Source organism: Bradyrhizobium sp. UFLA05-112, assembly GCF_053572325.1.
The window spans coordinates 19,687-45,383 of the sequence record NZ_JBANBK010000071.1 but is presented as its reverse complement, the minus strand read 5'-3'; the positions used below and the strand labels follow the sequence as shown (position 1 = coordinate 45,383).

The window sequence follows — 25,697 nt, the reverse complement described above, 5'->3', positions numbered from 1 at the left end:
GATGGTCGCACCATACGCTACGATCTTGAATATCGCAGCGGAACATCGGCACCGAGAAATCTCATACCGGTTACCAACCCCATCGAAAGCACCTTCGCTACCGTGCGCCACCGCACGATCCGCTCAAAGGGCTGCCTGTCGAACAGGACAGCCCTCGCGATGGTCTTCAAACTGGTCGAAGGAGCCCAGAAAAGCTGGCGCCGTCTCGATGGTCACAACCAGTTGCCAAAACTCGTTCTCGGTGTGACATTCAACGATGGGGTCGAGGTCATCGCCAAACAGATCGACCGTCAGCCCGCAACCGCCGCCGCCTGACCGGCCCGGCCGTCACCAAAATTTGGCGATAGCTCGCATGTTAGCGAAAAAGACTACAAGCAATCTGACGGTGGCGGGCTTTTCATGCTCGCGACGAGCAGACTTGGATTCAGGGAGCGACCTCTGTTGGCGAGGTCGCGGACGAAAAATCCTCCTGTTCCGATTGCTCCCTGTCCTCTCTCCTGTGGCCTTGGAATGGACTGTCGGCCCGGCGGTCGGACTTTCTTGCCATCTTTCGATCCAGCCATGATGTTCGTATCCCATGATCAGGGGAGCGGCTTGTCGTCGGTTGGATCATATGCGGTTTCCCGACTCCTTGTTAGGCTACCAATAGGTTTTAGGCTCGTCACTTCATGATGTCGGCGTGACCGGGAGGCGATTCGTGCCGTTTTGCCGTGCTCGAATAAACACTACCGATTCGTCATAGTCCTGATGCCCCAATTGACGTCGCATCGTGGTGCCGGCGGCGGCTTTCGTTGAGCCAGGTCGATGCCGTTGAGCGGAAGCCCCGTAAAGGCGGCGGCGGCGAAATCACGCGCGCGTTGCGATGCATCGGTTGAATCTTTGTTCGGCGCCACGCGCAGGCCAGACTTTGGTGAAGGACGTTAGCTTGGATATGGCGGCGGCGCGAACAGCCGGCCAACGCCTACCCCACGAAGCCGCCGTTCCTTTCTTTGGCTACGCCAGACTACTCTTTTGATTTTCCTGGAATTGAAACAAGCAGCTGTCCTGCCCTTTGTGTCGTCCCATCATCGGTGGGGCAATCACTGTCATTTCGAACCGATTTCGTCGCGCTCAGCCATGGGCGCGCTGGGCCTTTTTTGTATCCGGGAGGAGCGGCATGAGCTTCGAAACAGCGTTCGTAGAAGCGAACGAGCCAAATTTGCAACAAGCCGATGCTGCCGAGGGAACGGAGCAACAAAGCCCTGCCGTAACGAGAAAGGTCAGCGTCCAGCTTTCCGACCAGATTTTCCGCCGTCTCGAAGTCGCAACGAGTCGGCCTGGAGTTGGCAAGAGCATGGTCGTGGAGGCTGCTCTTGAACGCTTTCTTGATCCAGCGCCGCCGATCGAAGGTCTCATTCATGAGGCGCTCGATCGGATAAACGGACAACTTGAACGTCTGGACAATGACGTCCGTATCATCGCCGAGACGGTTGCACTGCACGCCCGCTATCACCTCACCGTCACACCTCACATGCCGCAATCACAGCAGCGTGAAGCGTGTGCACTCGGCCAGGTGCGATTCAAGGCCCTGGCCGAACAGGTCGACCGGCGCGTGCGCTCGAACCGGCCCTTACTGCGAGAGACGATCGACCAAATCAATACCACTAATGCTTTCGGTTATGCGGATGACAATGTCTCGCAAGTCTTTGCGGATTCTGCCCAGGAACGCCCCGCGGCCACCATTCTAGCAACTGCCGATACGAGCGCTGCCGCCGAGGAGGGCGGCAGCAACCGTAACTTTCAAAATCTGCCAAACGCGTTCTGCTAAACCGGCCGATGATCGCGGAATCCGCAAACGAGAGGCAGCGAACGGCCCATCCAATCTCAATCCATCGCAATCCGATGGCAGCCGCCGACTTCCGACTTGGCGGCTGATCGGCTGTGTTTTTCTTCCTTTCGTCGCCGGCTATTACCTTTCCTATCTGTTCCGTACCATCAACACGCTGATTTCGGGACAGCTCTCAGCTGATCTGGGCCTCGATGCTGCCAATCTTGGCCTGCTGACGTCGATCTATTTCCTGGTCTTCGCAGGCGTCCAGATTCCGATCGGGGCACTGCTGGATCGTTTTGGCCCACGTCGGGTCCAGAGCGTGCTCCTATTGATTGCCGGCGGCGGGGCTGCTCTGTTTGGGGCGTCGACAGGATTTCTGGAGCTTCTGGTCGCGCGTGCGATGATCGGCATCGGTGTCTCGGCTGCAGCCATGGCTGGCCTGAAGGCCATTGTCACGTGGTTTCCAAGGGAACGTATTGCCCTGGTCAATGGCTACATGATGATGCTGGGTGCGCTGGGTGCGGTGACTGCAACAACGCCAGCCCAGTGGCTGTTGGAATATACGGGCTGGCGTGGGCTATTTGAGCTCTTGGCCCTTGCGACCTTCGCTTCGGCCCTCCTTATCTTTTGGACGGTTCCTGAGGTCGCGCGACCAACGGTGACCCAACCGACCGCCATAAAACTAAGTGCGATCTACAGAGATCGGCGCTTCTGGCGCATAGCACCGCTTTCGGCAAGCTGTATTGGGTCAGCCTGGTCATTGCAGGCCTTGTGGGCAGCACCTTGGATGACGAACGTCGAAGGGCTCAGCCGCGAATCCTCGATCACGCATCTCTTCATCATGGCACTCGGGATCAGCGGCGGCGCGTTGCTACTTGGTACGTTGGCTGATCGGCTACGCCGACGCGGGATAGGGTCGGAAGCTCTGTTCGCGGCAGTGACAGCGCTGTTTGTGGGGGCTGAGCTTGCATTGATCTTGCGGGTGCCATTGCCATCGCTATTGCCATGGATCGTCATCTCGATTGTCGGCGCAGCGACGGTCCTCAGCTATGCGATCGTAGCGGAATATTTCCCAAGAGAGCTCACCGCCAGAGCAAATGCCGGCTTGAATGTCCTTCACTTCGGCTGGTGTTTCATCGTCCAATATGGGACCGGACTCATCCTTGACCAATGGCCCGTTCAGGAAGGCAACTATCCGATCATTGCTTACCAGGTCGCGTTCGCAACCGCCGTTGGGGTGCAGGTTCTGGCGCTAGGCTGGTTCATGATCCCATGGTTTGGTGACTTGGGCCGACGGCTCGCCAAATTCTTTCTGTGCGCTCCCGAAACAAAGAGAGGCGCCGTTGAGTCATCCGTGACGTCAGAAGAGGCCGGCATACTCAAGCCTGAGGACGAGGAATGGTAGTGCGAGCCGCATGCGCTGCCACTCCTCGTCTAACCGTGAGACCATCAACGATTCCGGTGCGTCCAGACATTCCGATCGATCTTTCTTTTTCTACGCCAACGTACGATCACCCCGATCCGCTCGTTGCGCCAATGAAAGACCTGCTTTTCTAATCATACCCATCTGAGGCCGCTTGGGGTGCCTCAGCTCTTGGGACATCGATGACAATCCAGCCGTTTCAGCCGGAGGTGATCTCGCGTGGAGCACGTATGCTGCGCACTGCGCTTGGCCCTGCGATCGCACGATTCTTGGAAGATCCCTCGATTATCGAGGTGATGCTCAACCCCGACGGGCGGCTGTGGATCGATCGGCTGTCGGGTGGCCTGATCGAGACCGGCGAAGGCCTGTCCGCTCTTGACGGAGAACGGATCATTCGGCTGGTCGCTCACCACGTCGGCGCCGAGGTTCATGCGGGGGCGCCGCGCGTCTCGGCCGAGCTACCGGAGACTGGTGAGCGATTTGAAGGACTGCTGCCGCCCGTCGTTGCCGCCCCGGCATTCGCGATCCGCAAGCCGGCCGTTGCTGTGTTCTCTCTGGACGACTATGTCACCGCCGGGACGATGACCAAGGAGCAGGCTGGGACTCTTCGAACTGCCGTCGCCGATCGCCTCAACATTCTGGTCGCTGGCGGTACCTCCACCGGGAAAACTACCCTCACAAATGCGCTTCTCGCTGAGGTCGCCAAGACGTCGGACCGCGTGGTTCTCATTGAAGATACACGAGAGCTTCAATGCAAGGCACCGAACCTCGTTGCCTTGCGCACCCGGGACGGTGTGATCTCGTTATCCGATCTTGTCCGCGCCTCGCTGCGCCTGCGGCCCGATCGTATTCCGATCGGCGAGGTACGTGGGGCCGAAGCTCTTGACCTCCTCAAGGCCTGGGGGACGGGCCACCCCGGCGGCATCGGGACCATTCATGCTGGCACTGCACTTGGTGCGTTGCGCCGGCTTGAGCAACTCATCCAGGAGGCTGTGGTCTCGGTCCCACGCGCGCTCATTGCGGAAACGATCAACGTCATCGCTGTTCTTGTTGGCCGCGGCGCCGATCGCCGCCTGGCCGAGCTTGCTCGCGTCTCGGGGCTCGGACCCTCCGGTGACTACTGCCTTTCAGCGATAGGAGATGAACCATGAGTACTCGAGCGCCGAACAACGCGGGGATTATTGCGGTCGCGGCATTTGCCTTCAGTTTGAGCAACGCACCTCTCGCCTGGGCTGCTGGCTCGAACATGCCGTGGGAGCAGCCGCTCAATCAGATCCTGCAATCGGTTGAGGGGCCGGTCGCCAAGATCCTTGCAGTCATCATCATCATTGTGACCGGACTATCGCTCGCATTTGGCGATACCTCGGGCGGATTTCGGCGGCTGGTGCAGATCGTGTTCGGTCTATCAATCGCCTTTGCGGCCTCGAGCTTCTTCCTGTCGTTCTTCTCCTTCGGCGGCGGAGTGGTGATCTGATGGATGACGTTCCAGGATTTGTCGCACCGGTCCATCGCGCCTTGACGGAACCGATCCTCATGGGTGGTGCGCCGCGGTCGGTCGCGATCCTCAACGGTACCCTGGCGGCGGCGCTTGGCTTGGGCTTGCGGCTCTGGATCGCGGGTCTCCTGATCTGGTTCATCGGCCATATGGCCGCCGTCTGGGCCGCCAGGCGCGATCCCGATTTCGTCGAAGTCGTGCGCCGCCACGTCCGCATTCCCGGTCACCTCAACACGTGAATTGTCCCATGATGAATCTTAGCGAGTACCAGCGCTCAAACGCACGTCTTGCCGACTTTTTGCCCTGGGCGGCGCTCGTCGATGAAGGGGTGATCCTCAACAAGGATGGCTCGTTTCAGCGGACGGCGAGATTCCGGGGGCCAGATCTCGACAGTGCGGTGCCGGCCGAACTTGTCGCGGTTGCCGGCCGGTTGAACAATGCCCTGCGCCGTCTCGGATCCGGCTGGTCGGTGTTCGTCGAGGCCCAGCGCCATGCCGCAGGCGCCTATCCTCCGACCACCTTTCCCGATGTAGCATCCGCCCTCGTCGATGCCGAGCGAAAGGCGCAGTTCGAAGAAGAAGGCGCGCACTACGAGTCGAGCTACTATCTGACGTTCCTCTATTTGCCGCCGGCCGAGAGCGCCGCGGTCGCGGAACGGCTGCTGTATGAGGGCGGTCATCGGACGGCCGGTGCAGATTCGAAGGAAGTGCTGAGCGGCTTTCTCGATCGCACCGATCGCGTGCTTCAGCTCGTTGAAGGGTTCATGCCGGAATGCGGCTGGCTGGATGACGAGGCCACGCTGACCTACCTGCACTCCACCATTTCGACCAAACGGCATCGGGTCCGAGTGCCCGAAATACCCATGTATCTTGATGCCTTGCTCGCCGATCAACCGCTGACCGGCGGGCTCGAGCCGACGCTGGGCCACGCCCACATCCGTGTTCTGACCGTGGTGGGATTTCCAACTGTGACGACGCCGGGGATTCTGGACGATCTGAACCGCTTGGCGTTCCCATATCGCTGGTCGACCCGGGCCATCATGCTCGACAAGGCCGACGCGGCAAGGCTTCTCACAAAAATCCGGCGTCAGTGGTTTGCCAAGCGCAAGTCGATCGCGGCGATTCTCAAAGAGGTGATGACCAACGAGGCGTCGGCTCTCCTTGATACTGACGCGAACAACAAGGCGATCGATGCCGATGCGGCCCTCCAGGAATTGGGCTCGGATCAGATCGGAGAAGCCTTTGTCACCGCGACTGTTACCGTGTGGGATGCCAATCCGCGCGCAGCCGACGAAAAGCTGCGCTTGGTCGAAAAGGTCATCCAGGGCCGCGACTTCACCTGCATGATCGAAACCGTCAATGCAGTCGAGGCATGGCTCGGCAGCCTACCCGGACACGTCTATGCCAACGTCCGCCAGCCGCCGATTTCGACCCTTAACCTTGCTCATATGATCCCGCTATCAGCCGTGTGGGCTGGGGAGGTGAGGGATCATCACCTCAAGGCGCCGCCTCTGTCCTTTGGCAAGACGGAAGGATCGACGCCGTTCCGGTTTTGCCTGCATGTCGGGGATGTCGGGCACACTCTTGTTATAGGGCCGACCGGCGCCGGCAAGTCCGTTCTCCTGGCGCTGATGGCCTTGCAGTTCCGCCGCTACCCCGGGGCACAGATCTTTGCCTTTGACTTTGGCGCCTCGATCCGGGCCGCGGCCATCGCAATGGGCGGTGACTGGCATGACCTCGGTGGCGCAGTCGCCGGAGAATCCTCCGATGTCGTTGCGCTGCAGCCGCTAGCCAAGATCGACGAAGTCTCCGAACGCGGCTGGGCGGCCGAATGGATTGCCTCGATTCTCTCCCGCGAACGGATCGAGCTCACGCCTGAGCTCAGAGAGCACATATGGTCCGCGCTCAATTCCTTGGCTTCGGCTCCTGCCCCTGAGCGCACCCTTACAGGGTTATCGGTGCTTCTTCAGTCCAATATCCTAAAGCGCGCGCTGCAGCCTTATTGTCTGGGCGGTCCATATGATCGCCTGCTCGATGCGGAAAGCGAGCACCTCGGTGGCTCCTCAGTCCAGGTGTTTGAGACCGACGGCTTGATCGGGACCGCGGCTGCTCCTGCCGTCCTTTCCTATCTGTTTCACCGGATCGAGGAGCGGTTTGATGGCCGACCGACCCTACTCATCATCGATGAGGGCTGGCTCGCGCTCGATGACGCCCACTTTGCCGGGCAACTGCGCGAATGGCTAAAGACGCTTCGCAAGAAGAACGCCTCAGTTGTCTTTGCGACCCAGTCGCTTGCCGATATCGACGGCTCGGCCATTGCGCCGGCCATCATCGAAAGCTGTCCGACCCGGATCCTGCTGCCCAACGACCGCGCCATTGAACCGCAGATCACGGCAATCTACCGCCGCTTTGGGCTCAATGACCGGCAGATCGAGATTTTGGCCCGTGCGACACCCAAGCGGGACTACTACTGCCAGTCCCGTCGGGGCAATCGCCTGTTCGAGCTTGGTCTCGGCGAGGTCGCGCTCGCGTTCACAGCAAGCTCCTCCAAGGCCGACCACGCTCTGATTGACCGTGTCCTAGCCGAGCACGGCCGGGAGAATTTCGTGACAGGTTGGCTCAAGGCGCGCGAGCTCGCCTGGGCCTGCGACCTAATTCCGCAACTTGCAAAGATGGGGAGCCTCTGATGAGACGTCTAACTCAGCTCTTAGCAGCGGGCTTGATTGCTGCTGCCGCGGTCCAAATGCCACGCGAGGCACCGGCACAGTGGATCGTATTCGATCCCAACAATTACGCGCAGAACGTGCTGACGGCAGCCCGCGAATTGCAGCAGATCAATAACCAGATCACATCACTGCAAAATCAGTCGATGATGCTGATCAACCAGGCAAAAAACCTGGCCAGCCTGCCGTATTCCTCATTGCAGCAGCTCGAGCAGTCGATCCAGCGTACCCAGCAATTGTTCGGCGAGGCCCAGCGTATTGCCTATGATGTCGGGCAGATTGATCGCGCTTTTTCATCCACCTACGCACCGGCTTCTGGCGGTCAGTCCGGCCAGGCGCTGATCGCGAATGCGCAAACACGCTGGCAAAACGCTGTTGCCGGATTGCAGGACGCCATGCGCGTGCAGGCGACTGTGGTCGGCAATCTCGACACCAACCGTACCCAGATGTCGGCTCTCGTGAGTGCGAGCCAGGGCGCCTCCGGTGCGCTGCAGGCGAGCCAAGCCGGCAATCAACTGCTCGCGCTTCAAAACCAGCAGCTCACAGATCTCACTGCGGCAGTTGCAGCGCAGGGGCGTGCTCAGACTTTGGAGCAGGCGGGGCGCGCGGCCGCCCAGGATCAGGGTAGGGAGCAGCTTAGGCGCTTCCTGACGCAGGGGCGTGGCTACCAATCCACAACAGTGGAGATGTTCCACTAATGTCGACGAACAGACTTGAACGGCTCCCGATGGTACTGGCGGTGACGCTTGCTGTCCTGGTCGTTGTAGCTTGCGCGATCCGGCTGCACGGCGATCAAGATCAGGCTGTGTCCGAAGCGTCCATCGCGAAAGGGGCATCTGACTCGGTCGCCGCAAAGCTTGAGCAATGCCGGACGGTCCAATACGAGCAGAAAGATGCTCTGCTCGCGTGCCAGAAACTCTGGGCCGAGAAGCGCCGTCAATTCTTAGGCTTTGGCCGCGGATCCTCAGGAGCGAGTATTAGCCAAACTAATCCAGACGCATCATCGCCTTTGCGCGGCAAGGACGAGAGCCGTCTGCCATCCGGCTATCCCACCATTCCAGACAATGACGAGTGACCGATGGGTGGTACTGGCGTCATCGACCAATTCCTCGAAACCTTCACCCGCTACATCGACTCCGGATTCGGACTGGTCGGGGGAGAAGTCGGATATGTCGCGACCACGCTCGCCGCAATCGACATCACGCTCGCCGGCCTGTTCTGGTCCTGGGGCGCTGACGAGGAGATCATCGCCCGCCTTGTCCGAAAAACGCTCTTTGTCGGTGTCTTCGGGTACCTCATCGGCAATTGGAACAGCTTGGCTCGGATCGTGTTCGAGAGCTTCGCCGGTCTTGGACTGAAAGCATCCGGGACCGGCCTGTCATCGGCGGATTTTCTAAGGCCAGGAAAGATCGCTCAGGTTGGACTTGATGCCGGGCGGCCGATCCTTGCATCGATCTCGGGGCTGATGGGCTATGTCAGCTTCTTCGAAAACTTCGTACAGATCACGGTCCTGCTCTTTGCCTGGATCGCGGTGCTGCTCGCATTCTTTATCCTGGCGATCCAACTATTCGTCACCCTGATCGAGTTCAAGCTGACGACGCTCGCAGGTTTCGTGCTGATCCCATTTGGCTTGTTCGGAAAGACGGCATTTGCGGCCGAGCGGGTACTTGGCAACGTTATCTCCTCCGGCGTCAAGGTCCTGGTGCTCGCGGTCATCGTCGGCATCGGATCGACGCTGTTTGGGCAGTTCACCGCCGGCTTTGGAGGCAACCAGCCGACCGTCGAGGACGCCATGGCGCTGGTCCTTGCAGCATTGTCGCTGCTGGGGCTCGGGATTTTTGGCCCGAGCATTGCGAACGGCATCGTTTCCGGCGGTCCGCAGCTTGGTGCAGGGGCTGCCGCCGGCACGGGTCTCGCCGCAGGAGGAGTGGTTGCTGCCGGAGCTGGCCTTGCCGCAGGTGGAGTTGGACTTGCGGGCGGCGCCATCGCCACTGCGGCAAGAGGCGGGGCGGCCATCGCGAGCGGAACCTCTAGTGCTTTTCGCGCAGGAGGTCTGGCCGGTGTTGCTCAAGCCGGCGCCTCTGCCGCGGCAAGTCCTTTGCGTTTCCTCGCCGCGCGCCTTGGCGCAAGCGGCGGTTCGGCCCGCGACGTGAGTAACGAAAATGCGTCAGGCGCAGCATCCGAGAACGTGCCTGCCTGGGCGCGCCGGGCAAAGCGCGCACAAGCAATCCACCAGGGCGCGACAGCCGCCACAAATGCGGTTCGTGCCGGCGATCACGGAAGTGGTGGCGCATCGGTCGATCTCAAGGAGAAAGACTAGCGATGGCGGCGAAGACCTCTTTCATCCTTTCCGGCCGACGGCACTCAAGGCGGCGCTTTTAGCTTCAAGGAGATCACTTCATGTTCAAACGATCGGCCGTTCACTATGGCCGGACGCCCAAGCCGGTCACGCCCTATCAAAGGGCAGCCCAGGTTTGGGACGACCGTATTGGCTCGGCGCGGGTGCAGGCCAAGAATTGGCGACTGATGGCGTTTGGCTGTCTGTTCCTGTCCGCAGGATTTGCGGGCGCCCTCGTTTGGCAGTCGGCGCAGGGGACGATTACGCCTTGGGTCGTTGAAGTTGATCATCTGGGCGAGGCAAAAACCATCGCGCCGGCAAACGCCGCCTACCAGACGAGCGATCCGCAGATTGCCTTTCATCTGGCGCGTTTCATGGAGCATGTGCGCGGTCTTCCGCTGGATGCGATCATCCTGCGCCAGGATTGGCTACGTGCCTATGACTTCACCACCGACCGTGGTGCTGGCGCGCTGAATGACTATGCCCGCAACAACGATCCCTTCGCCAAGGTCGGGAAAACGCAAGTTGCCGTGGAGGTCTCGAGCGTCATACGAGCCTCACCGGACAGCTTCCGCGTAACCTGGACCGAGCGGCACTACGACAACGGGCAGTTAGCTGCAACCGAGCGCTGGAGCGCGATCCTCACAATCATCATTGAACCGCCCCGCGATATCGAGCGGCTGCGCAGAAATCCGCTCGGCATTTACGTCAACGCGATCAACTGGTCAAAGGAGTTCGGATCGTGATGCCGCAAGTTCTCGTGCCGGCACTTCGGAGCGTCCGACAAAGCGCCATGTCCGCACTCCTCATCAGTGTATGTATCCTTGGTGGCTGCACCACATTCAAGCCGCCGCAGATCAGCTATGATGAGGACATCCCGCCTCCTCCCGATCTGCCGGCATTGGGCGATGACCGACCAAAACCGCTCCACGTCCCGCCGGCCTGGACGCCGGCGCGCGGCGGCAAAAAGACCGAAGCCAAGGAACCGGTCGAGCGGATCGAAACTGCCAATGATGCTGCGCGCGTCGAGCCACGCAAGGCCGGGTATTTCAATGCAGTGCAGGTGTTTCCCTATAGTCCTGGCGCGCTTTACCAGATCTATGCGGCGCCGGGACAGATCACCGACATTGCGCTCGAGCCGGGTGAACAACTGATCGGCTCGGGTCCCGTGGCCGCCGGTGACACCGTGCGCTGGGTGGTGGGCGATACCGAGAGCGGCGGGGGCGATACGCGACGCGTCCACATCATGGTCAAACCAACACGCCCGGCGATCACGACCAATCTCGTCGTCAACACGGACCGCCGGACCTATCTGATTGAGCTCCGCTCTCGCGAAAAACCCTACATGCCTTCGGTTGCCTGGTTCTATCCGAAAGCTCGATCCGCTCCCGGCCAAACGATGTCGCCCACACCCTATATTCCGGATCCGGCCGAGCGTCGCTATCGCTATACGATCGGCGGAGACAGTCCGCCCTGGCGCCCGGTTAACGCCTATGATGATGGGCGCAAGGTCTACATCGAATTCTCGGTAGGGATCACTCAGGGCGAGATGCCGCCGTTGTTCGTCATTGGACCGGACGGTAAGAGCGAGATCGTCAACTACCGTGTCTACGGCAATATCCTCATCGTCGATCGGCTGTTTGCGGCCGCCGAACTGCGACTGGGCGGTGAAGGCCAGCAGAAGGTCCGTATCGCAAGAAGCGACGGGAGGCCGCTATGAGCGATACCGGAGAAGATCACGCCGCTCGCGAGCCGGCGAGGGCGGATGCACAAGGTGACATTGCCCAATCCTTGCGGCTGCGACCAGAGCGGCCGCGAGTAACGCGCCTCTCCCGCAGGGCGCTTCTTGTTGGCACCGCTTTGGCTCTGGCGGCTATCTCCGGTGCGGCCTTTTGGGCTTTGCAGAGAACTGAAAAGCGCAACCCCACCTCTGAAGAGCTCTATTCGACCGACCACCATAACGTGGCCGACCAACTTTCGACCCTACCAAAGGATTATGCCGGAATACCTCACGACGTGCCTCGGCTCGGACCACCCTTGCCGGGAGATCTGGGTCGGCCAATTCTCGCAGCTCAAAGCCGAACGGAATCAGGCTCGCTCGCGGCAGACGCCGAGCAGCAGCGCCTCAATCAGGAAACCGAGGCCGCCCGCACCAGCAAGGTCTTCGCCTCGACCAATGTCCGTCCACTGGCCGCAACAACCCCCTCCAGCGAGGCGTCTCCCAACACGACGACATCTTCCGATGAAGCATTTGCGCAGAATGGGCAGGATCGCAAGCTTGCGTTCGTCAATGCGGCAGTAGATCGTCGAATGACGAGCCCCGATCGCCTCGTCAAGCCGGCGTCCCCCTTTGTGGTCCAGGCAGGGACGGTCATTCCGGCGGCTCTCATTACCGGAATTCGCTCTGATCTGCCCGGCCAGATCACGGCACAAGTGACCGAAAACGTCTTCGATACTCCAACGGGTCGGGCGCGCCTGATCCCCCAGGGTGCGCGACTCATCGGGACCTACGACAGCCAGGTCGCATTTGGACAGTCGCGCGTACTTCTCGTCTGGACGCGTCTGATTATGCCCAATGGACGTTCCATCGTGCTTGAACGACAGCCGGGAGCGGACGCAGCCGGATACGCTGGCCTCGAGGATGAGGTCGACAACCATTGGAAGGAGCTATTGGGCGCCGCCGCACTATCGACATTGCTCGCCGTTGGGACTGAGGTGAATTCCGGGGCAGACGCCAATAGCTCCAACAGTGACATCATTGCGGCACTGCGCCGTGGCGCAGGGGACTCCCTCAATCAGGCCGGACAACAGGTGGTCCGGCGCAACCTCAACATTCAGCCGACATTGACCATCCGGCCGGGATTTCCGGTGAGGGTCATTGTGAACCGCGATCTCGTGCTCGAACCGTATAGAGGATGAAACGATGAGACTGAAGATCGGAGCGATTCCTGATGACAAGCCTGTTCGGATCGCCGTCGAATTGCCTGCTGGTGTGCATCGCGACCTGATATTGTACGCGGAAATTCTCTCGCGTGAAACCGGCCAGAAGATCAGCGATCCGAACAAACTGATCGCACCGATGGTGGCGCGCTTCATGGCAACGGACCGGGCCTTTGCTAAGGCGCGAAAGCGCCTTCACAGGACAGACGGCGAAGGGTAGCGTTCGGCCAACAATTTGAGGAAATTGGCCAAGGCTGGATTTTCGTTGTCATGGCGCCAAACCGCGGAAAAGCCAATGCGACTTGGTCCAATGCCGTCGCGCAATTCCCGATAGACCAAGCCAGAAACATTAGCGTCCACGTCGGATTCCAGCACGAGGCTGATGCCGAGGCCCATACTCACGAGATTTTTGATTTCTCCGCGGCTGACGTCGCGATGCTCGATCCACGGCCTCTCTGTCGAGGTAATGAACTTTGCACTGACCAACGTTTCGAGGTCGCACCCCGCGTCGTATTGGCTCGTCAGAATCATCTGGTTCTTCAAGTCGACCCATGAAATGCCGTCCTGCAGAGCCAGGGGATGACCGTGAGGAAGGGCAACCAAAACCCTCTCGCTCCAGAGGGGAGTGCTCCTGCTGCCGATATCGATTGGATCTCCTCCTGCGACATAGAGATCAATCATGCCATTGCGGAGCGCGGTGACCAATCGTGCTCTGGAGCGTTCGACCACTCCAAGCTCTACCTGAGGAAATCGCGATTGGTAATCAAGCAGTATTGCACGCAAATGACCATCGGTAAACGACGTGCAGAATCCGATGACCAGGCGGCCGCATTCCCCACGGCCGGCCGTCTTTATCCTCGCGACGAGCGTATCCATCTGTTCGAGGATGGAGCGGGCAGTTCGCAGAACATGATGTCCGGCCGGTGTGGCTCTTACCCCGGCGGTCGATCGCTCGAAAATGGTTACTCCAAGTGAATGTTCCAGTAGCCGGATAGAGCGACTGAGCGTTGATTGCGTGATTGAAAGACTGTCGGCGGCTCGACGAAAGCTTCCATAGTCCGCTGCAGTAACTGCCAACTGAAGTTGACCGAGATCCAATTTAAGGCGTCGAATTCCTGCCGTTAAACCAGCAAAGCTTGCGTGTCGCGCCATTGCAGCACCGTGGAAATCCGGAAAATGGAGTTAAGCTGGTGCATAGACAACTGCATCTATTGCAGCTTTGAGTGGCAATCACCGACCAGTGAGATCATTATCAGGGGGACGAAAGGCTTCGTGCGCTTGTCTCATGATCTTTGGTGATCCGCGTAGGTGGTCTGTTGCGTCGACATAATCATTTATCCGCTTGCAACTGACCAGCTCGCCGTGGTGATCATATGCACCCATGATGCTCCGTCTTCCGGCGATGCCCATGCGTGGCTCACGATGTCCTGGAGAGCAAAATATGAAACGCGTGCGAGCCGCGAGGACTTTGCTCTCGCTCAATGCGACTGATCTTGGACATGGGAGATCCGAAAATGACTTGGCGAGTTCAAAATGGGCGCAAGGACTGGGGTGCTCACGCGGCCTCCGACAAAACTGGTGCCCAGAGAACCGGTCCGAAGAGACCGCCAGAGTCGCGCTTCTTCTGAAGAGCATCCGCAGAAATTTCGAGATGTCCTGCTACATCGTGGGTGTTTGCGATGCTGCAGGGAACGGCGATACGGCGAAGGGCCCAGCCCGCGCGCTTCAGTATTCTCTCCATCCGAACGTCGGTAACCGCGACGATGTTGTTAAGTCTCGACAGTCCGAATTCGATCATCCCTGCGAAAAGCTGGTACGCCATCTTTGCCAGCCCATGCTCGCCCTTTGGAGCATCGGGAGAAGCATCAGCTGCGAACCGGCTGCTCTCCCAGACCAACGGGTCTGCCGGAGCAGGAAGTCCCCCAAGAACCACGGGAGACGTATCGCGCACCATCGTCGGCCCCACGGCCGGCAAAAGACGAACCGAACCTTCTACACGGCCGTCAAGAGACGTTTGGACCAGGTAGGCCTGATGCAGCGCATCGAAATTATCGATTTCCAGGTCGCCGCAGCTCTGAACGCTCCACTCCAACCGTTGCTTAAAAACTTGATAGCGTAACTTATACATAGATGCTAACGCGCAGAAAAATGCGTTGTACGACGACTCCGTAATAAGCTGAATCATAGCCCGCTCCCAAAGGAGGCCAGACTCTGGAGGAGTTGCCTGCCAACATCATCCCCCATAACTATGCGGGATCAGAGTCTTAATCTTGCCTATCTCGTTTGGCAGCGGCCAATCGCATGGCGGCCTGAACGACTTTACGAACTCCCAGCTTGTCTCTCGCGCTCCTTAAGTAATAAGCGACGGTATTGTGGGATATGCCGAGGATCTGGCCAATTTCCCAAACGCTTTTGCCCTTTGCGACCCAATCCAAACATTCGACTTCGCGGGGAGACAGCACGATTCCGTCGATCGTCAGTTGATGCAAGAGCTTGCTGCGCACCTGCGAATGGAAGCATCTCGCCATCAGCTGAAGGACAGGAGCATTGAGATTGATGCACTTCTCGAACTGCGGACGCCGTTGGTCAGCGGCAAAAGTCAGAGCAGCAACCGAGCCGTCTTCATCGTGAATTGGGATGGTGAAACCTAGCCGAATCCCGAATTCGCTAGCTTCCTCGAGAAATCGTCGTTGCGTCGGAGAGATTGGTCTCGAAGGTACGTCTAAACCCCATTGAAATGGATCGGTATTCTGCAACGAGCGCGAGATAATCGGATCCAGACGTTCGTAGTGACTGCGCACATAATGTGCGACCCAGTTGTGCGGATACGTTGATATTATTAATGGCTTCTTGCCAGCCAGCTGGGGCATCGCAAGATAAGCAAAGCTAGACAGATCAAGCGCAGTCGCTGTGATCGCCATCGTGTTTGAAAAGGCCTCCGCATGTTCAGCGGTCGACAGAAGATCAATGAATTTCTGAAAGGTGCGATGCATGGTCATATACGATCGTTGGGAGTTGCGTCAGCATAAGCGACAGTACCGAAATATCTCGACAGTTAAGTCAAAATCGACCAACAGGTCGAGAGTGAAGATCGGGCCAGCTTATAAACCTACTGCGTGATCCTATGAACCGCGCCGGGCTGTGGCGCCCGTGGTTGCGCTTGCCCATCTGCGAAGCCGTCGCCTATTTCCAGGTGTATGCTGAGCCGTTCGGTCCTTCCCCTTGGCTCAGCTGCCGTACAGCCAGGCCCAACCATCCTGACCGTAGCGCCCGGCGACGCCCTGAGTACGTTCATCGCCTGCGGGTCTACAGGCCAGCTCCCGACACGTCCTGTCAGGTCGCTTCGCCTCGGATGGTAGCCGCCAGCAGCTTCACTGAGGTGTGTGTCCCGAGCAAGCCAGTGATGATGCTCACGCTTTCGCTCCATCCGTTCGTGTCGTGCTCAGCAGAGATGGCATGCAATTGTCCGCGCTTAAATGCGCTGGCGGTCCCAGATCTGGAAGAGGCAAGCCGGTAAGAGGTGGCGCTAACTCGGAAGTCGTCGAGCTTATGTTGGTAAGCGGGAGGCAGAACTTTGAGCGAAAATATGAACGTGCTCGAAGTTCTCTACTTACGTGCCGGCAATGATGCTTCCGATGTGCTGCTCGGCACGAGCCGCCACGCCGGACTGCACGAACGTGTCGGCCACGTTGGACCTAGCGGGTCATGTCAAGATGACGCTTCTGGACGCGATCTCGCGGCTGATCCGCCCGCGAGCAGGGAATGTACGCTTCATGGGCAAGGCGATCGATCAGCTTGCATCCCATAGAGTCGTAGCGCGCGGCTTGATTCGCGCAGGGGAGTCTCTCTTCCTTGCTATGCAAATCATAGAAACACTCGAACTGCTGCATTCACCCAACGCGCAGGAGGCGCGGAAGACGAATCTCGACTACCTGCTCGAGCATTTTCCCCGCCTTGACAAACGCCGTCGGCGACAATGCAAGACGCTAGCGGCAGATGCTGGCAATCGATGTAGGGCTCATGGGCGCGCATACTGATGCTCGATAAACCGACCCTTGGGCCGTCGCCCAAGCTCAAGGACGAGCTTGCGGAAGTCAAGGAGCTGCATGTGATCGCCGTCATCTCTTGGATGGCGGGCATGCTTTATCTGCCGCGGCTGTTCGTTTATCGCTGCGAGGCTCCGAGCTCGGCTCAATGCACTCGGAAACCTGTCAAGGCGATCATCAACCCTGCGATGATCGTGACCTGGCTCGCCGGGCTCTATCTCGCGTGGTCGGCCATTGGTTCACCTCGCCCTGGTTGGACGTAAACTGGCACTGGTGCTGGCGATGTTAATCGCAGAGATGGCGCGGCATTCCGCTCGTCGAACAGGACATCGCCTTCATCCTCAATTGGTCCACCGCGTCGATTACGGCCAATTCAGCCGAGAAATCAAAACGCGGCACAGGCGTCGACCATGAGGAGATCATGGAATGTATTTTCGGGCCGGAACACGCGTGATCATGGCCGACATCTTTAGCGCCATTCTTGTCAACGGTGGCGTACTTGGCTCGTCCATCTGCTTTGATGGCGAGCGGACTGTCCCTGGTGTGGTCGACCGTATCGCTAGTGTTGAGCGTGGTACTCGTCGGTGGCACGTCTACCATCTATGGTCCCCTATTGCCGCGCTGCTCCTGACTTTTGTCTCCGAAGGCGTGGCCAATATCAAACAACTTTGCCGAAGCGCGCATGTTGATTGCGGTGGCGATGATCGTCGTTCTCCTGTTCTTCCCGAAAGGGCTTGCCTCTGCCTTACCAACTATCTGGGAGCGAAGGGGCAAGAAGCGCTGCCGCAGCCAGGAAGAGACTACAATGGAGCGCTGGTCGCGCGGAACGATAGGACGAATGGGACTGAGTTGGCTTATGTTATTATCGACGTGAAGAACTTCCCAAGCTGTTGATTAGGAGTCGATTTCCATGGGCACGCATATTTTAGATTGCAGACTTTGGAGTGTCAGACCTCAAGAGCTTGCAACTTCGCTTTCGACTTCTGACGAATCAGGCTTCGCAATTGCTTCGCTCGCATCAGTAGACGATGCGACCGAAGGCACAAAGCAACAGCGGACATAACGATCTCTTGCGCTCGCGCGTGGACACTATTGTAATTCGTCTCGGTCTCCGTCCGGCATGCTTTGTGTAATTTCCTCTATCAATAACGGCGCAGGCGACCAAAACGTCTATGACGTTCGGACTGGGATCACGGGCGTCTGATTGGATCTACGACAGCCAGGTCGCGTTCGGAAGTCGCAGTCCCAAGTCTAGCCTGATCATGCTCAATTGCGTTGGATCGTGGAAGGACAGCCTGGCGGGACTGGCCGGCGACGCAGGCCTCGAGGAAGAGGTCGACGAGTCATTGAAGGAGTTGCTGGGCGCTGCGGCACTTCGATGTAGCTCGCAGTTGGGACTGAAGTTAACTCCAGGGCAGACGCTAATAGCTCATCAGTGACATCATTTTGGGGGCAGTGCTTTGGCCTAATCTCAACATTCTGCCAACTTTGACCACGCGGTCGGGATTTCCGGTAAGGTCCTGCTCCTGTGCATCGCGATCTGATATCCTATGCGGAAATTCTTTCGCGTGAAGCCGGCTAGAAGATCAGAGATCGTAAGAACCGAGGTGCCGCGCTTCATGGCAACGGACAGGGCCTTTGCTAAGGCGGCGAAGCCGGCCAAACGCCACAGATGGCGAAGGGTAGCGTTCCGCCCACAACTTGACGAAATTGGCCGAGGCCGGATTGTCATCGCGCCAGACCGCGGAAAAGCCAATGCGACATGGTCCATGCCGTCGCGCAACACATAGACCAAGCCGGAAGCCGACGTCGGATTCCAGCACGAGACTGATCTCGAGGCCCATGTTAACCAGACTCTTGATTGCCCCGCGGCTAACCGGTGACAAGATTTACATTCCGCGACCCTTCAGGTTCGCGCCTCGGACCGGATTGGCAGCAAGACGGTCTAGCTCCTCAAATCAGTCCAGACGTCTTAGAAGTCAAGGATGATCGTGCGCGAGAACAGCAAAAACGGCTCGCTCCAGCGCCGAGTGCAACCTGCCATCCTATCGGCTCTCCTGAAGGGTAAAGGTCAATCACGCACTTGCGGAGCGCGGTTATCAATCGTGTTCCGGATCGTTCGACGTTCGACCTGCGGATCGCGGTTTGTAATCCAGCAGTGTCGCGCGAAGATTTCCGTCGGATAGTGAGGTGCAGAACCGAAGACGAAGCGGCCGCCCTCGCCATGGCATGGCCATGGCCCTATCGTCGCGATCAATGTATCATCTCGCTCAAGGATTGGAGGCGCTGCCAGAGAAAATGACGTCATGCTGCTATCGCCGCTCTTATCTCGTCGCTTGACCGCTTCAAGATTGCGAGGCGCAAGAAAGTGGGCCGCGAAATTCGGTCGGGTAGCACCTATCTCATATTCCGAAAGCGACGAAGTTGCCGCATGGCGTCCCGTCGTACCATCCGAGCAAAAACAACGCGCCCGCGGTGATAGGAATCGGTGGTGCGAAGCACGGGTAAGCCGCGGGGGTCAGCGCGGCGAACCCGCTCGAGTCGCTCGTGGTTTCGTCACCAAGTCCAAGGCTATTCAGGCGTACAACATGATTCCTGGTCAAGCTAACATTGACCGGCACCGACCCTCGTAACTGTTCAAGGCGGTGACCGGTCCGCTTAATCGGACGGCGAAATGGGAGTCTCTCAAGGCCTCGGGAATGAGGTTTGCCAAACGAATTGTAAGAAGATGAGGGTGGCCATCGACCAGAAGATGGCTCTGATCCACTGCGCAGACAGCGAGGCGAAGCCGGCCGCCTGGCCAAATCCTGAAAAGTATCTAGCTCGCTCCTCGACGGACCGCCGATGTCTCGCTGGGACAGTGATTGTCGGTCTATCGGCTGGTAGCAACTTATCCCACTCCGCTACACACATTGAAGCGATCCCGCCATTCTCATGAGGCGGCATCGAAAGGCAGATGACCAGTGCGATGGCATCAGGCGACCGTCGTTGTTTCATATACGTTGTTGTCGCGTTCCACTGTGGGCGGTTAAAGACGGCTATGTCTGGAGCCTGACACTAAGGTGTAACTATTCTGCCGGGGCGTCATGAAACACATGGATTTGCGGCTGTTTAAGCAAAAATCGCACTGCGTTTCTTGCGGCACACGGATTGCTGGGGAAAGAGTCGTTACCAGACTCGAGGCTTCGTAGTACGGCTCCCAGGAGGTCAAATGAAACGTCTCAATTTATCCGATCAATTCCATGGAGCAGCAATGTTGAGTGCGGTTCCGCCAATTGAAGTTGGCCACATCCATCGCGGCGAAACAGATGGACGAAACATGGGCCCAGAAGCGCCGATACCGTCACTACGACGACGGTTGAAAAGAGCCCGATCCGGAATCTCGAGATTTTCGGGTTCATGGTCGCGATATCCGGAATGACGCCCAAAAAACCGAAGACGTGTCAATGTACAATAGCCAGATCGACCTGCTTGCCATACTCGACCTCGAACCGATCGAGGAGAACCTGTTTCGCGCCTATAGTCCGAAGACGAGCCGCCAACGGGTCTTCGGCGGCCAGGTTGTCGGGCAGTCTATGGTCGCGGCTTGCCGCACCGTGGAAGCGCGGCTGCCGCATTCGCTGCATTGCTACTTCATCGAGCCTGGCGATCCGCAGGTGCCGATCATTTATCAGGTCGAACGGCTGCGAGATGGCAAGAGTTATTCAACGCGGCGCGTCACCGCGATCCAGCACGGCAATGCGATCTTCTCCATCATGGTGTCATTTCACGCCCAAGAGGAAGGTGCCATCGACCATCAGGACAAGATGCCCGACGTGCCGCCGCCGGAAAGATTCAAGCCGGAAGAATTGCCCAACCGGCAAATGTTCTCTGATACGCCGGAAGCTATCCGTTGCAATTATGCGATCGAGTTGCGCCCGATCGAGCTCGGCCGTTATTTCGGTCAAAAGATCGACGATGGCCGAATTCATATCTGGATCAAGACCGCCGCGAAGCTGCCCGACGATCCGGCGCTGCAAATGTGCGCGCTGGCTTATGTCTCCGATTTCTCTCTGTTTGATGCGGTGATGGCGCGCTATGGCCGCACTCCGTTCGATAAGCGGATGATCTCCGCAAGCCTCGATCATGCGATGTGGTTTCACCGCCCGTTCCGAGCCGACGACTGGCTGCTTTACGCGCATGATTCGCCGAGCGCACAGGACGGGCGCGGCCTCACGCGGGGACTGCTTTTCAAGTCCGACGGCGCGCTAGTGGCGTCCGTTGCGCAGGAAGGTTCGGTGCGCAAGCCACGCTAAACCGTCACGTACGCACAAATGCGTCTCGTAATCAGGGCCACATCGACAAACCGCGTTCGCGGTGGTCGACAGTCATCCTGTACTCGCAGGCATTGTGCAATCGCTTTTCCTAACCACAACCGACAGCGTAGTAACCAATCAAAAACTAGGCATTGCGAAGCACGTGCCGAATGCCAAGCGGCTGGAAAGTCTGGGTGCGCACTTATGGCCCGTACTCAGCGGGTATGAGGAAAAGGGCAAGGAAGCCGCAAAGCGCCGAGGGCTGATGCTGCATCAAGCGAACGTCTAGCTGCAGGGCTTGCAAGAGCTTGGAATCCGTACGAGGAGCCACCAGCCGTGCGCGCTGCGAACATCACTATCGGTCGAGCCTGATCGACGACGTGAAGATGGAGTACATCAAGGAACGCCAAGGAAAATCCGGCGTCCGGACGCGCTCAAGCCGCCCCAGACCGCCGTGCCGACGATGTGGGGCGGCCCTCTATCAGCAGTGCCAGCCGCTGAGTAATACCTAGGAATAAATAGCGCCGGTCTTCGTTCAGTACGAGCCAGACCGCATCATCCTTTCTGAAAGACGTTCACTTTTCCCTTAGATGGCGACCTTGGGACCCCGCAGAGCATGTTAGAAAAAAAGAGTACTACTATATTGATCCTGATCAATGGCTTTGCTCGGGTAATGTCCGTTGACCTGTGAGGGCTTGGTTACCGCTACGGCTCACCCGGACAGCTCTCATTCGATCGAAGTCCCGATACTCCTTCAAGCTCGAACGGGGGAGTGTGGTCGAGATCCCTAGCATCGAGCCGGACAGCCAGCTCTCGCGACAACGCTGCAAATTACAGCCGTTCGCGCGCAAACGACCGCTGATCCTTGTCCGATTTCCGACAGCGGTACAGCTGCTTGTCATGTTCAAAACACTCCGTCCGTTGCGGCGTCCGAACGCTTTGCAAAACGGATCAGACGCTTAATGTGCTTGGACGCCACTGGCACGGCCGTTGCTACGTTGTTAAGAGGCGGCAGGTGGAGGACCGAGTTGGGTTCGGATGCGCCAAGCGCGTGCCCATTTCCGGAAGAGAACGAGCGTGCGGGAACAGCTGCGCAAACGGTCGATGGAGAGCAAAATGCCTTCAGGGGAACGAATCACCTTTTTACCGCAAGGATGGCGTCAACAGGTCGAGTTCGTCGCAGAACATGTTAGCAGCCCTAAGCCGCCATGGACAGAAGGCGCGTTCGATGCTTTGCATCGTCCCGGAAAATGTTCGAAAATTCGGCGCATCCTGCCCCTCCAGCTCCGCCTATTCGTTTCCGGTTCGGTTTCGCGCTGTTGAGACCCGCACAGGCGTCCGCGGAGAGAGGTTGTCGGCTATCTAGGTACTGATTGTCGCGTGCGCCCCGGAAAAACGATCTCGATGCTTCACTACTGAATTTGCTCAAAGGAGAATCCGATGGATCTCACATTTACAACAGAGGAGGAGGCGTTCCGCGTAGAGGTGCGGCAGTTTCTACGCGACAAAGTACCTGCGGAGATGCGGGGCAAGGTACTCGAGGGCTGGCATCTATGCAAAGACGAGGTGGTTGCCTGGTGGCGTATCCTTAATAAGAAAGGCTGGGCCGTCGGCCACTGGCCGAAGGAATATGGCGGCAGGGGCTGGACCTCGGTGCAGCAGTACATCTTCACAGAAGAGCTGAAGACGTATCCAGCGCCGACGCCGCTTGACTTCGGCGTCTCCATGGTCGGGCCGGTCATCTACACCTTCGGCAATGAGGCCCAAAAGCAATACTATCTGCCGCGGATCGCCAACGTCGACGACTGGTGGTGCCAGGGCTTTTCGGAGCCGGGCTCAGGCTCCGACCTCGCGTCGCTGAAGACCAAAGCCGCGCGCAAGGGCGACAGATACATCATCAACGGTCAGAAGACATGGACCACGCTGGCGCAATATGCCGACATGATCTTCTGTCTCTGCCGCACCGATCCGGCTGCGAAGAAGCAGGCCGGCATCTCCTTCATCCTGGTTGACATGAAGAGCAAGGGCATAACGGTGCGCCCGATTCAGACCATCGACGGCGGCCATGAGATCAACGAGGTGTTCTTCGACGACGTCGAGGTGCCGGTCGAAAATCGCGTCGGCGAGGAGAACAGGGGTTGGGACTATGCAAAGTTTCTGCTCGGCAATGAGCGCACTGGCATTGCGCAGGTCGGCGCCTCGAAGGAGCGCATCCGCCGTATCAAGGAGCTGGCGTCGAGGGTCGAGTCCGGCGGCCGCCCCGTGATTGAAGACCCCGCTTTCCGCGAAAAGGTCGCGGCCTGCGAGGTCGAACTGAAAGCGCTGGAGCTGACGCAGCTGCGCGTCATCGCGGACGAAGGTAAGCACGGCAAGCGCCAGCCGAATCCGGCGTCTTCGCTGCTGAAGGTCAGGGGCTCGGAAATCGAGCAGACCACGACAGAGCTCCTAATAGAAGTGATCGGACCATTCGCCGCGCCTTATCGCCAGTATCCCGATGGTAGCAGTGAAGCGATGGGGTGGACCGTGCAGATCGCGCCGAGCTACTTCAACAACCGCAAGGTCTCGATCTACGGCGGGTCAAACGAGATCCAGCGTAACATCATCAGCAAGGCGGTGCTGGGGCTTTGAGCTGGTGTCGTCCCCCGCGCATGCGCGAGACCCAGTACGCCGAGGCGGTCGTAGTTCGCAATATCGCCCGCTGAGTATTGGAACCTGCTTTAGCGGCGATGACGATCAAGAGATCAGGGCAGGTGCCAGCGCGATTTTGGAGAGCAGATAAAATGGATTTTGATCTGTCCGAGGAGCAGCGGCTTCTCAAGGGAAGCCTTGATGGTCTCCTGGCTGATGCCTACGCCTTCGAGGCGCGCAAGAAGTACATGAAGGACGAGGGCGGCTGGAGCAAAGCCTTCTGGGGCAAGCTCGCCGAGCAGGGCCTGCTCGCTCTGCCCTTTGCGGAGGCCGATGGCGGCTCTGGCGCCAGCGCCGTCGAGACCATGATTGTGATGGAGGCGCTGGGTAAGGCGCTGGTGGTTGAGCCATATTTGGCTACCGTCGTGATCGCCGGCGGTTTCCTGCGGCATGGCGGTTCGGCTGAGCAGAAGGCCAAATTCATCCCAGGCATCATCGACGGCAGCAAGACCTTTGCCTTTGCGCAGCTCGAGAAGAACTCGCGCTACGATCTTCACGATGTCACCACCTCTGCAAAGAAGAAGGGCGACGGATGGGTGATCGAAGGCGAAAAATTCGTGGTCGTCAATGGCGAGAGCGCTGACACGCTGATTGTCACCGTGCGCTTCAAGGGCGGCCAGCGCGACAAGACGGGTATCGGCGTGTTACTGGTGCCGGGGAACGCAAAGGGTATCTCGAAAAAGACCTATCCGACCCAAGATGGCCTGCACGCCGCCGACATTACGTTTACTGGTGTCGCGGTTGACGTCAACGCCGTGCTCGGTGATCGCGAAAACGCGCTGCCGCTGATTGAGCGCGTGGTCGACGAAGCTCGCACCGCGCTTTGCGCGGAGGCTATCGGGTTGATGGATGAATCGCTCAAGACCACCGTCGAATATTTGAAGACGCGAAAGCAGTTCGGCGCGGCAATCGGTTCCTTCCAGAGCCTGCAGCATCGCGCTGCCGACATGTTCGTCATGCTCGAACAAGGGCGCTCAATGTCGATGTTCGCGACCATGGCGGCGGATTTCGATGATGCTGTCGAGCGCGCAAGGGCGATCGCAGCCGCCAAGGTGCAAATCGGCAAGTCTGGCAAATTTATCGGCCAGCAGTCCATCCAGCTCCATGGCGGCATTGGCATGACCATGGAGGCCAAAATCGGTCACTATTTCAAGCGGCTGACGATGATCGAGAGCACGTTTGGCGACACCGAGTATCACCTCCGCCGTGTCAGCGAGAGTGGCGAGCTCTTGTGATCTTTGGTGGTTACGAGGAAATAATCACGCAATGATCGTCACGCCGGCCTTGTTCGGTCTCCGCACTTCGGCCCGATCGACCCTACAACCGGTGACGCATTGGCGAAGATGGGTGCGGGGCATCCACATCTGGCCGCAAAAAGAACGCCAATGGCCGGGATCAAGTCCCGGTCCGAGGTGCAGAAGGTCCGCAAGCCCGCTTGCCCGTTGCGGAAATGCCCGTCGGCTGCTTCCGCCACCACGCCTCGTCGTCACTATCGCCCAGATGACTCGAGCCGATTGTGAGCAACGGCGATAGCCACAACCATCGGTCGAGGCCGTTCACGCAAAGCTTCGGTCCAGCTGCTTCCGACTCGCGAGCGTGCCTTTGGGTACCGAACGACGTTACGTGCTTCGATGACAAGAAAGTGCCTAAAATTGGGAATCGCCCCGTTTCGCTATCCGGCCGAGCCGATCGTTCACTGGTGGAATTCTGCTTAGGCGTCAAGCCAAGCCAGGCCGCAAACTGTCGTACGGAGCGAAACACGGCCGGCTCCGGCACGATCGCTGTGGCCATTATCGGACCAATGCCGGTTTCCTCTCTGGATGCCAGCCAGCTTACGCTGATGGCATCGACTTGCTGGTCCAATTCCTTCAGTTACTTCACAAGAACAGGGCTGGCAGGCGCCATTAGCTCCTCGTCATCGAGCAAGTCGCCCAGGCCAT

General features: G+C 58.7%; 22 protein-coding genes and 2 pseudogenes. 20 read left to right on the top strand and 4 right to left on the bottom strand.

Translation table 11 applies throughout. The features are described 5' to 3' along the window. The 14 genes and pseudogenes from SO180_RS31715 to SO180_RS31650 all read left to right on the top strand — a co-directional run. Positions 1-315: pseudogene (locus SO180_RS31715) on the top strand (hypothetical protein); the annotation flags it as partial. Between the two features lie 841 nt (positions 316-1,156). After that, positions 1,157-1,807, top strand: coding sequence for a hypothetical protein (locus SO180_RS31710; protein WP_449382753.1), 651 nt, complete (start codon positions 1,157-1,159; stop codon positions 1,805-1,807). Positions 1,808-1,826: 19 nt separating this feature from the next. Further along, positions 1,827-3,215 (top strand): MFS transporter, encoded by a 1,389-nt coding sequence (locus SO180_RS31705; protein WP_449382757.1) that lies wholly within the window; start codon positions 1,827-1,829, stop codon positions 3,213-3,215. Between the two features lie 200 nt (positions 3,216-3,415). Continuing rightward, positions 3,416-4,384, top strand: coding sequence for a P-type conjugative transfer ATPase TrbB (gene trbB / locus SO180_RS31700; protein WP_449382752.1), 969 nt, complete (start codon positions 3,416-3,418; stop codon positions 4,382-4,384). Continuing rightward, the gene (locus SO180_RS31695) at positions 4,381-4,707 is read left to right on the top strand and encodes a TrbC/VirB2 family type IV secretion system protein (protein ID WP_449382751.1); all 327 of its coding nucleotides are present in this window, start codon (positions 4,381-4,383) and stop codon (positions 4,705-4,707) included. The genes trbB and SO180_RS31695 overlap by 4 nt, the downstream gene beginning before the upstream one ends. Beyond that, positions 4,707-4,967 carry a VirB3 family type IV secretion system protein gene (locus SO180_RS31690; RefSeq protein ID WP_449382750.1) on the top strand — a complete coding sequence of 87 codons (261 nt, stop codon included), beginning with the start codon at positions 4,707-4,709 and terminating at the stop codon, positions 4,965-4,967. The genes SO180_RS31695 and SO180_RS31690 overlap by 1 nt, the downstream gene beginning before the upstream one ends. A gap of 8 nt (positions 4,968-4,975) precedes the next feature. Then, the gene (gene trbE / locus SO180_RS31685) at positions 4,976-7,414 is read left to right on the top strand and encodes a conjugal transfer protein TrbE (RefSeq protein WP_449382749.1); all 2,439 of its coding nucleotides are present in this window, start codon (positions 4,976-4,978) and stop codon (positions 7,412-7,414) included. Next, entirely contained in the window at positions 7,414-8,148 is a 735-nt protein-coding gene (trbJ, locus tag SO180_RS31680) for a P-type conjugative transfer protein TrbJ (protein ID WP_449382748.1), read from the top strand. The genes trbE and trbJ overlap by 1 nt, the downstream gene beginning before the upstream one ends. Next, on the top strand, positions 8,148-8,525 hold the full coding sequence (trbK-alt, locus tag SO180_RS31675; protein WP_449382747.1) for a putative entry exclusion protein TrbK-alt: 378 nt from the start codon (positions 8,148-8,150) through the stop codon (positions 8,523-8,525). The genes trbJ and trbK-alt overlap by 1 nt, the downstream gene beginning before the upstream one ends. Positions 8,526-8,528: 3 nt before the next feature. After that, positions 8,529-9,770, top strand: a complete 1,242-nt coding sequence (gene trbL / locus SO180_RS31670) for a P-type conjugative transfer protein TrbL (protein WP_449382746.1) — start codon at positions 8,529-8,531, stop codon at positions 9,768-9,770. A gap of 80 nt (positions 9,771-9,850) precedes the next feature. Continuing rightward, a complete protein-coding gene (trbF, locus tag SO180_RS31665; RefSeq protein ID WP_449382745.1) occupies positions 9,851-10,534 on the top strand; it encodes a conjugal transfer protein TrbF in 684 nt (227 codons plus the stop codon). Then, on the top strand, positions 10,534-11,508 hold the full coding sequence (trbG, locus tag SO180_RS31660; RefSeq protein WP_449382756.1) for a P-type conjugative transfer protein TrbG: 975 nt from the start codon (positions 10,534-10,536) through the stop codon (positions 11,506-11,508). The genes trbF and trbG overlap by 1 nt, the downstream gene beginning before the upstream one ends. Then, positions 11,505-12,707 carry a TraB/TrbI/VirB10 family type IV secretion system protein gene (locus SO180_RS31655; RefSeq protein WP_449382744.1) on the top strand — a complete coding sequence of 401 codons (1,203 nt, stop codon included), beginning with the start codon at positions 11,505-11,507 and terminating at the stop codon, positions 12,705-12,707. The genes trbG and SO180_RS31655 overlap by 4 nt, the downstream gene beginning before the upstream one ends. Before the next feature lie 4 nt (positions 12,708-12,711). Next, on the top strand, positions 12,712-12,948 hold the full coding sequence (locus SO180_RS31650) for a DUF2274 domain-containing protein (RefSeq protein WP_449382743.1): 237 nt from the start codon (positions 12,712-12,714) through the stop codon (positions 12,946-12,948). On the opposite strand, the gene SO180_RS31645 is transcribed toward SO180_RS31650, so the two are convergent. From SO180_RS31645 to SO180_RS31635, 3 genes are all read right to left on the bottom strand, one after another. Next, positions 12,924-13,880: a LysR family transcriptional regulator gene (locus tag SO180_RS31645; protein WP_449382742.1), complete on the bottom strand. Its 957-nt coding sequence runs from the start codon at positions 13,878-13,880 to the stop codon at positions 12,924-12,926. The two genes, SO180_RS31650 and SO180_RS31645, sit on opposite strands and share 25 nt — an antisense overlap. A 403-nt stretch (positions 13,881-14,283) precedes the next feature. Beyond that, the gene (locus SO180_RS31640; protein WP_449382741.1) at positions 14,284-14,913 is read right to left on the bottom strand and encodes an acyl-homoserine-lactone synthase; all 630 of its coding nucleotides are present in this window, start codon (positions 14,911-14,913) and stop codon (positions 14,284-14,286) included. Between the two features lie 79 nt (positions 14,914-14,992). Continuing rightward, positions 14,993-15,727, bottom strand: coding sequence for a LuxR family transcriptional regulator (locus SO180_RS31635; RefSeq protein WP_449382740.1), 735 nt, complete (start codon positions 15,725-15,727; stop codon positions 14,993-14,995). Between the two features lie 714 nt (positions 15,728-16,441). Between SO180_RS31635 and SO180_RS31630 the strand changes: the two genes are divergently transcribed. The 6 genes and pseudogenes from SO180_RS31630 (at position 16,442) to pimD (ending at position 24,992) form a co-directional block, all read left to right on the top strand. Then, positions 16,442-16,765 carry a P-loop NTPase family protein gene (locus tag SO180_RS31630; protein WP_449382739.1) on the top strand — a complete coding sequence of 108 codons (324 nt, stop codon included), beginning with the start codon at positions 16,442-16,444 and terminating at the stop codon, positions 16,763-16,765. Then, a pseudogene (locus tag SO180_RS31625) lies at positions 16,765-17,059 on the top strand (CopD family protein); the annotation flags it as partial. The gene SO180_RS31630 and the pseudogene SO180_RS31625, both read left to right, overlap by 1 nt. A 141-nt stretch (positions 17,060-17,200) precedes the next feature. Continuing rightward, complete coding sequence (locus SO180_RS31620; RefSeq protein ID WP_449382738.1) at positions 17,201-17,668, top strand: hypothetical protein; 468 nt, start codon at positions 17,201-17,203, stop codon at positions 17,666-17,668. A 2,552-nt stretch (positions 17,669-20,220) separates the two neighbouring features. After that, on the top strand, positions 20,221-21,069 hold the full coding sequence (tesB, locus tag SO180_RS31615; protein ID WP_449382737.1) for an acyl-CoA thioesterase II: 849 nt from the start codon (positions 20,221-20,223) through the stop codon (positions 21,067-21,069). Between the two features lie 1,440 nt (positions 21,070-22,509). After that, on the top strand, positions 22,510-23,697 hold the full coding sequence (gene pimC, locus SO180_RS31610) for a pimeloyl-CoA dehydrogenase large subunit (protein WP_449382736.1): 1,188 nt from the start codon (positions 22,510-22,512) through the stop codon (positions 23,695-23,697). 152 nt (positions 23,698-23,849) lie between these two features. Then, positions 23,850-24,992 carry a pimeloyl-CoA dehydrogenase small subunit gene (gene pimD / locus SO180_RS31605; protein ID WP_449382735.1) on the top strand — a complete coding sequence of 381 codons (1,143 nt, stop codon included), beginning with the start codon at positions 23,850-23,852 and terminating at the stop codon, positions 24,990-24,992. A gap of 160 nt (positions 24,993-25,152) precedes the next feature. Here pimD and SO180_RS31600 read toward each other — a convergent pair whose 3' ends face one another. Further along, positions 25,153-25,548 carry a transposase gene (locus SO180_RS31600; RefSeq protein ID WP_449382755.1) on the bottom strand — a complete coding sequence of 132 codons (396 nt, stop codon included), beginning with the start codon at positions 25,546-25,548 and terminating at the stop codon, positions 25,153-25,155. Positions 25,549-25,697: the final 149 nt, after the last annotated feature.

Coding starts and splice junctions, on each gene's coding strand:
- SO180_RS31710 (WP_449382753.1), top strand. CDS start 1,157: ATGAGCTTCGAAACAGCGTTCGTAGAAGCGAACGAGCCAAATTTGCAA.
- trbB (WP_449382752.1), top strand. CDS start 3,416: ATGACAATCCAGCCGTTTCAGCCGGAGGTGATCTCGCGTGGAGCACGT.
- SO180_RS31695 (WP_449382751.1), top strand. CDS start 4,381: ATGAGTACTCGAGCGCCGAACAACGCGGGGATTATTGCGGTCGCGGCA.
- SO180_RS31690 (WP_449382750.1), top strand. CDS start 4,707: ATGGATGACGTTCCAGGATTTGTCGCACCGGTCCATCGCGCCTTGACG.
- trbE (WP_449382749.1), top strand. CDS start 4,976: ATGATGAATCTTAGCGAGTACCAGCGCTCAAACGCACGTCTTGCCGAC.
- trbJ (WP_449382748.1), top strand. CDS start 7,414: ATGAGACGTCTAACTCAGCTCTTAGCAGCGGGCTTGATTGCTGCTGCC.
- trbK-alt (WP_449382747.1), top strand. CDS start 8,148: ATGTCGACGAACAGACTTGAACGGCTCCCGATGGTACTGGCGGTGACG.
- trbL (WP_449382746.1), top strand. CDS start 8,529: ATGGGTGGTACTGGCGTCATCGACCAATTCCTCGAAACCTTCACCCGC.
- trbF (WP_449382745.1), top strand. CDS start 9,851: ATGTTCAAACGATCGGCCGTTCACTATGGCCGGACGCCCAAGCCGGTC.
- trbG (WP_449382756.1), top strand. CDS start 10,534: ATGCCGCAAGTTCTCGTGCCGGCACTTCGGAGCGTCCGACAAAGCGCC.
- SO180_RS31655 (WP_449382744.1), top strand. CDS start 11,505: ATGAGCGATACCGGAGAAGATCACGCCGCTCGCGAGCCGGCGAGGGCG.
- SO180_RS31650 (WP_449382743.1), top strand. CDS start 12,712: ATGAGACTGAAGATCGGAGCGATTCCTGATGACAAGCCTGTTCGGATC.
- SO180_RS31645 (WP_449382742.1), bottom strand. CDS start 13,880: ATGGCGCGACACGCAAGCTTTGCTGGTTTAACGGCAGGAATTCGACGC.
- SO180_RS31640 (WP_449382741.1), bottom strand. CDS start 14,913: ATGATTCAGCTTATTACGGAGTCGTCGTACAACGCATTTTTCTGCGCG.
- SO180_RS31635 (WP_449382740.1), bottom strand. CDS start 15,727: ATGACCATGCATCGCACCTTTCAGAAATTCATTGATCTTCTGTCGACC.
- SO180_RS31630 (WP_449382739.1), top strand. CDS start 16,442: ATGACGCTTCTGGACGCGATCTCGCGGCTGATCCGCCCGCGAGCAGGG.
- SO180_RS31620 (WP_449382738.1), top strand. CDS start 17,201: ATGTATTTTCGGGCCGGAACACGCGTGATCATGGCCGACATCTTTAGC.
- tesB (WP_449382737.1), top strand. CDS start 20,221: ATGTACAATAGCCAGATCGACCTGCTTGCCATACTCGACCTCGAACCG.
- pimC (WP_449382736.1), top strand. CDS start 22,510: ATGGATCTCACATTTACAACAGAGGAGGAGGCGTTCCGCGTAGAGGTG.
- pimD (WP_449382735.1), top strand. CDS start 23,850: ATGGATTTTGATCTGTCCGAGGAGCAGCGGCTTCTCAAGGGAAGCCTT.
- SO180_RS31600 (WP_449382755.1), bottom strand. CDS start 25,548: ATGGCCACAGCGATCGTGCCGGAGCCGGCCGTGTTTCGCTCCGTACGA.